We start from the raw sequence: 6,902 nt of genomic DNA, 5'->3' as shown, positions 1-6,902 counted from the left end.
GACACGGACGCCTCCCTTAAGTGGTGCTAAACACCTCCACTTTGGCACATCGATGCCGTCGGCGGGGCGTCCACCCCCATCATAAATTAACCGCATGAACCAATGTCCGATTGTCCCCAATAGCGGCGCGAAAGCGGATGTTGTCGGACCTTCAGAGGGGCAAAGCTCGGAAGTCGCTAAACCATTCGACTGGCTCACGAGGCTAAGTCGTCGAGCAACGCCTTGGCCTCTTTCAAATCGAGCGTGTCGAACCCTTCAGTGAACCAGCCGTAAACCGGAGCCAGCAGATCACGTGCCGCGGTGCGTTTGCCGTCATCGCGCCATAAGCGGGCAAGGCTCGTCGCTGCCCGGAGCTCAAGTGATTTCGCCCGTTGTTGCCGAGCGGTCTGTAGGGACTTCAGCAGCCATTTGCTCACCCCGAACTGGCCGCGAGATAGTGCCACCAACCCTCGCAGCCGAGAGATTTCCGCATCCCACCAGTGCTCGCCGCTTTGTTCCGCAATGGCAGCAGCAGCCGTCAGGGCTTCGGCTCCGCCGGGGTGGTTTCCTGTGCGACAAAGCACTTCGCAAAAGAGCGCAAAGCTATAGGGAGCGTACTGGATCGTGCCTCGTTTCACCGGATCAGCAAGCGCCGCGCGGTAGGAGGCAATCGCCGGCTCAATCCTATCCGGTGCCAACAACGCCCAGCCGCGGAGAACTCGTGGATCGAGCGGCAAGGCAATGCGCTTCTCAGCCGCTAGGGTCTCTGCGCTCTCAATGCACTGCAGCACCGAAGCTGAGTCACGTCGGAACTGGTGCAATATCGACGCATGCAGACGCGCCATAGCAAGGCTGAAGGGATGGTTCACCCGTTCCGCAAGCGCCAACGCGTCATTCACGCGAGCGAGCGCCGTGTCAGGGTAGCCGAGCAGCCAGGCGCTCCAGGCACCTAGCGTTCCTGCACAGACTCCAGGGTCGTGGCCGTAGATGTGTGCGTGCGTCCGGTGCTGCTCGAACTCATAAAGGGTTCGGCCCTTCTCGCAATGCTCCTGCGCCGGAGCGAGTTCGCCGCAGAAGAAATGCGTTGTCCAACGCGTATGATGAGCTTCGAGGCGAAGGCCGACATTATTACTCTTTTCGACCAGGCTCAGGAGCTTATCTGAAAGCTGGCGCGCCGCATTCCAATCCGACGCACGTCGGAAAGTCCACAACCCCCATATCGCGGTGAACTGAGAATCGATGTCCCCTATCTTATCGGAAAGCTCGTGCGCACGAGCGTGCGCTTTTGCTGCTTCGGCCGAGGAGAAGCCGTTGGCGTTACTAAGAGACACGCCTTTAGCGAGTTGCAGCTTGATCTCCTGCCGATCGCGCTGCGCATCCAAGAGAGATGGCAGCAGGGACAAACCACGATCGAAATGACTGACCGCCTCGGCGTACGCGGAGCGGGAAGCCGCAAACTGGCCCGCTTTTAGCCATTGATCAGAGGCTCGTTCCGCCTGTCCGGCACCCGTCAAATGATGGGCCAGTATTTCTGGCTGCCGATCGACCAGATCTGCGAAATGCTGCTCCAAGGTGGTGGCAACTCGTGCATGCAACTCTTGCCGTCTTGGGCGCAGCAGCGTGCCATAGGCAGCGTCCTGCACCAGCGCGTGCTTGAATAGATAGCGGGAATACGGAGGCACACCTTGCCGGAACAACAAGCCAGCGGAGATCAGACGGTCTAAGGCGGATGCCAACTCTGGCTTCGGCTTGCTCGCAACGAGAAAAAGCAGGGTGTGAGAGAACTCTCGCCCGATCGCGGAACCGATCTGGGCCACCTCCTTGGCGGGCCCGAGCTGGTCGAGCCTCGCCATAAGCGAGGCGTGCAGGCTTGCGGGGACCGCCGCTGCAGGTGACGGAATATTGCCTGTAGTTCGCCGCGCTTCGCCCTCGCCCTTGGTCTCCAGGACCGCCTTCGTCATCTCCTCCACAAAAAGGGGAATCCCGTCCGTGCGCTCAATGATGTCCTGCCGCACGCTCGGCGAAATAAGCTGGTTGCCCACGATGTGATCAATCACCGTCTCGATTTGGCGCTGCGCCAGCCGATTCAGGGTGAGAGCAGTGACGTAGGGCCGCCCGATCCAGTGCGGTTCGAACTCTGGACGAAACGTCACAATCAACAACACACGGTAGGTCCGAAGCCGGTCAACGATCCCGCTGAAAGCTTCCTGACTCGTGGGATCGGTCCAATGTGCATCCTCGACGATCATTAGCACAGGTGTGGAGCGCGACAATGCCTCCACCTGTGACCCGAGCGCTTCAAATGTCCGCTGGCGGTGCTGTTCGAAGGGTATGTCGCGCGCCGCGTGGCGTCCGTCTTTTGGCAGCGACAGCATGTCGGCGAATAGCGCCATTTCCTCCAAAGAGGTTGAAGTCTGCGCCAATACTGTATCGAGCTTGTCCAGCTTCGTTTCCAGCGGGTCGTCATGCGCAAATCGTGCGGCCCGTTCCATCTGGCCGATGATCGGATAAAAAGCGCTGTCGGTATGCTGCGGTGAGCAGAAATAGCGCAATCGGGTATGCGGCTCGTTAGCGATGCTTTCCAGCAGTGCCGCCGTAAGCCGCGATTTGCCAATCCCAGCCTCGCCGGAGAGCAGCACTACTTGGCCTTCACCACTCTTTGCCTTGGACCAGCGTCGCAACAGGAGTTCGAGTTCTTCTTCGCGTCCAACAAGCTCGGTCAATCCGTTAGCGTGCAAGGCCTCGAAGCGGCTTTCGACTGAAGCCGGCCGCAACGCAGCCCATGCCCCTACGGCGCCTGAGATACCTTTGAGTTCTTTCGGCCCAAATTCTTCAAGCTCGAACAGATTGCCCAACAGCTTCCGAGTACTCTCCGCAATGACGACGCTGTTCGGCTCAGCAACCCCTTGCAAACGTGCCGCAAGGTTTGGCGTTTCACCGATTATGGCGTGCTCCTGAGAAGCGCCGGACCCGATGAGGTCGCCGACAACCACCAGTCCCGTTGCGATGCCGATACGCGTCTGCAGGGGCGCACGGATCTTCAGAGCACCTACGCCAGCCACCAACTCCAGCCCCGCCCGGACGGCCCGTTCCGCATCGTCTTCGTGCGCCTGCGGGTACCCGAAATACACCAGTACCCCATCGCCCATATACTTCGCAACAAAGCCGCCGAACCGCCGCACGATGTCGGTGACGCACTTCTGATACGCGGAAATGATCTCGCGTAGGTCTTCAGGGTCCATGCGTGCTGAAAGTGCTGTTGAACCCACAAGGTCCGAGAACATCACAGTGACTTGGCGACGTTCGGCGGCATCTTGGGGCGTCAACTCGGCCGTAACGCGTTGAGCTACGGCAGGGCTCCCAAGCTCCTGGATAGCCGCAAGCATTACGCGCCGATGCCCGAGCAGCACGCCGATGTCCTTAAGGTCCTGATCAGTCAGATGGCGAAGTGCTGCGAAACCAATCCCGTTTTCAGCAAAACGCTGCGCGTACTCGGACATTCCGAGCTTTTGGAGCCAGTCGGCAATTTGCTGCATCGCGGCCCCTCCGGATTTTGTGCAACCCACTCTGGACCGATACGAAAGTCTACCACGCGCGCCGACTTATTCCAGCACCCGCCGCGAGGTTGCATGTCCGGTCAGGGGTCACAAGCGGTCCTCGGGCGGATGGGCACGGCCGGTGGACGGCTCCGGGTTGGCAAGGAGAATCTTCACTTGCGGCCTTGGTCGGGGCAGCCATGTGTTCGGCCTTCTTGTGCGGTACTCATGACCACTGGCCATAATGCCCTCCGCGGATCAGGTCCCGATCAAAAGCACGCATTCGAAGATTTCATGGCCCATGTGGGTTGTCCTGATCGCCGGATCAACCGGCGCTGCATTAGTGCTGTTCGCCCTTCCAACCGTTACGTTACAGCCGGATGACCGGCTGTGATCTCGTTCACGCGTACGCGATGAAGCATCAGACAGCTCTGTTGCTCGTTCGTCTTGGTCGGCACGAACCGCATGTTGGGCCTTGTGACCGCCCCGCAAATAGCCTCCGCGTCGGTGCTGTCGTTCTTCTGCCGCTTGACGCAGGGCTTCACATAGGCCGGAGGCATCAGACGCACCGTATGCCCCAACGCCTGCAGCTCGCGGGACCAATGGTGCGATGAAGCGTACTAGTCGGCAAAAAGCCACCCGCCGTACCCATCCCAAAATGTATTCAGTGTTTGATATTGGACGCTACAAATGTTCGTAGCTCGTCCAGAAAGCGAGCCAAAGCCGGTTCGCCTTCCAGCATGATGTGGTTCCGACCCTCCAGCGGGACGAAGCGGGCGCCGGGAATTCCCGCGGCCAGCCGGCGACCGGCCTCGAATGGTACCCTCGCGTCATTGCGGCAATGCATGACGAGGGTCGGCACCTTCACCTGCGGCAGCAGCGAACTGATTTCCACTTCGCCATTCGCCAGAAGATTGCGTGCGGCGTCTTCGGCCGAGCTCGAGATGCGTTGGAACTCGTTGAACCAGTCGGCCTGCTCCTTGCTGGCGTCCGGAATGAACTGGGACGTGAACATCTGCCTGAAGGCCGGATTTTCCTGCCCCCATCCCAGCCGCATCAGCGTCAACATCGCGTCTCCGGCCGCTTTTTCCGCCTCGGTTTTGGCGCGCTTCTTCCAGCCGACGACGTAACCTCCGTAGAGAACCAGATGTGAAACCCGCTCCGGATGCCGGACCGCGTAAGCGACCGAAACCGCGCACCCCTGCGATATGCCGAGCAACGCAAACCGCTCGATGCCTGCGGCGTCAACGACCGCTTCGAGGTCGTCCACGAACCGCTCGAATGTAACGTCCGGGACCTCGTGATCCGAAAGCCCATTTCCCCTTGCGTCGTAACGGACAAAATCGTGCTCGCGGGACAATTCCTGGTAGAGATGCCGCCAAATCGGACTTTCGAAGTCGAATTCAATGTGGGTCATCCAGTGCCCGGTCTTGACCAGCGGATGCCCCTGGCCCATGCGGGCGTAGGCCAGTTGCACGCCGTCGCGGGTCTGGCAGAAGTGGATTTCCTGTTTGTGTCTGACGGTCGACGCCGCCACAGTGTCTGCTGCGGACGACGGAATCGCGGCGTCCGGAATTGCCTCGATGTCCTTGGCAGTGAGCCCGAACACGCCGATTGCGCGCGAGATGTTCTTCACAGCCTGCTCGCCTAGATCTGCAAAAGCCATCGACAGCTTGTCGCGGATCTGGTCGTTCGCCGCCCTGGATATGCATACGCCGCCCGGCTCGCAGAGCGTTTCCAAGCGCGCGGCGATGTTGACACCGTCACCGAAAATATCGTCCCCGTCGATGATGATGTCGCCGACGTTGATCCCGATCCGGAACACGATCTGCCGTTCTGCAGCGATGCCTGCGTTGCGCCCAACCATGCTGCGCTGAATCTTGACCGCGCAGGCTACCGCATCCACGACGCTCGCGAATTCCACCAGCATCCCATCGCCGGTGGTTTTGACGATGCGGCCGTGGTGCTCGGAAATGCCGCAGTCGACCAGTTCCCGGCGGTGAGATTTGAGGGAATTAAGGGTCCCCACCTCGTCGACGCCCATCAGCCGGCTGTAGCCGACCACATCCGCCGCTAGAATGGCTGCAAGCCGGCGCTGCATGACATCTGCCCTTTCATGCCGCGGTTAGTCTGCCCGCAATACCTGGCTGGGACAAGGCTGATGCGGACTGGTCGTGCAAGTCCGGAACGGGTCAGTCCCGTCAATTCGATCGATGGAACTAGTCCAAAGTACGTCTCCACTCCGCTGAAAGCCGACGTATCAGAGGATTAGCGGCTGAGAATGGCCAACCTCATTAACTGAGGAGGTCATAATGACAGATGTCTCAAGCACCACTGCGAACGTCCCCAAGTACCTGCCGTGGAATAAAGGAAAGGTCGCCGGCGCTAAGCCGCCGCTCCGTCCGAAGCACGTCTGGTCAATCCGAACCAAGCTCCAGGTCGAAGGCCGAATGCGCGATCTGGCGCTGTTCAACGTCGCCATCGATAGCAAGCTGCGCGGCTGCGACGTCGTAGCCTTGAACGTCCCTTGCGCCGATCGGCTACTCGATCCGACCGGTACGGTGCATCAACCCGCTTGGAGACGACCTCATAGTTCAGCTTGCTCGCCGCCTCGAATAAAGCCTGCCCGTCACCCTCATGACGCTCGCTGTAGAAGATCGGTGCTTCCAGCCCGTTTTCTTGTATCAGCTGCTTCAGCAACTCCTTGCGGCAAGCTGCCGCAGCACGTCCGGTCAATCCGAACCAAGCTCCAGGTCGAAGGCCGAAAGCGCGATTTGGCGCTGTTCAACGTCGCCATCGATAGCAAGCTGCGCGGCTGCGACGTCGTAGCCTTGAAAGTCGATGATCTTGCGCCGGGCGGATATGTCGCCGACCGCGCGACCGTCCGACAAACGATGACCGGCCGGCCAGTCAAATTTGAACTGACGGAATCAACCCGGTAGGCAATCGACGACTACCTGCGGCTTACTGGCAAGAAGTCAGGAGAATACTTGTTCACTGGCTGGCGGCGGAGTGGGCATATGACGACCCGCCAGTACGCCCGACTCCTATCTCACTGGATCGCTGATATCGGACTGGACCCGCACCTGTTCGGGACGCATTCCCTTCGCCGGACCAAGGCGACCTTGATCTATCGCCGAACCGGCAACCTGCGGGCCGTACAGCTCCTGCTGGGGCATACCAAGATCGAGAGCACCGTTCGATACCTAGGCATCGAGGTCGACGACGCCCTCGCGATAGCAGAACAGGTTGACGTCTGACTTGGGAGGCAGAGCAGACGTGCTCTGCGCTGCCCTCACAGTCGGCTGCGGGCCGATTTTGTTGCAAAAGTTGGCTGCAATGGATTTGGCCGCTGGGCCTTTTGTTGAGCCGCGCTTTGAAGCGCTG

4 protein-coding genes and 1 pseudogene are annotated in these 6,902 nt (G+C 59.9%); 2 read left to right on the top strand and 3 right to left on the bottom strand.

Translation table 11 applies throughout. The annotated features are described in order from the left end of the window. Positions 1-194 precede the first annotated feature (194 nt). The 3 genes and pseudogenes from AC0L3B_RS37760 to AC0L3B_RS37750 form a co-directional block, all read right to left on the bottom strand. A complete protein-coding gene (locus AC0L3B_RS37760) occupies positions 195-3,515 on the bottom strand; it encodes an AAA family ATPase (RefSeq protein WP_473382583.1) in 3,321 nt (1,106 codons plus the stop codon). Positions 3,516-3,919: 404 nt separating this feature from the next. Further along, a pseudogene (locus AC0L3B_RS37755) lies at positions 3,920-4,129 on the bottom strand (IS110 family transposase); the annotation flags it as partial. A gap of 50 nt (positions 4,130-4,179) precedes the next feature. Then, the gene (locus AC0L3B_RS37750; RefSeq protein ID WP_473382581.1) at positions 4,180-5,616 is read right to left on the bottom strand and encodes an alpha/beta fold hydrolase; all 1,437 of its coding nucleotides are present in this window, start codon (positions 5,614-5,616) and stop codon (positions 4,180-4,182) included. 211 nt (positions 5,617-5,827) lie between these two features. Here AC0L3B_RS37750 and AC0L3B_RS37745 point away from each other — a divergent pair, with 211 nt between their 5' ends. After that, positions 5,828-6,457, top strand: coding sequence for a hypothetical protein (locus tag AC0L3B_RS37745; RefSeq protein ID WP_473382579.1), 630 nt, complete (start codon positions 5,828-5,830; stop codon positions 6,455-6,457). 3 nt (positions 6,458-6,460) lie between these two features. Continuing rightward, entirely contained in the window at positions 6,461-6,775 is a 315-nt protein-coding gene (locus tag AC0L3B_RS37740) for a tyrosine-type recombinase/integrase (protein WP_473382586.1), read from the top strand. The last annotated feature ends 127 nt before the right edge of the window (positions 6,776-6,902 follow it).

It is taken from the genome of Bradyrhizobium sp. Kon56 (assembly GCF_055807635.1).
The sequence above is the reverse complement of the archived record's forward strand: the minus strand, read 5'-3'. Positions and strand labels throughout refer to the sequence as shown.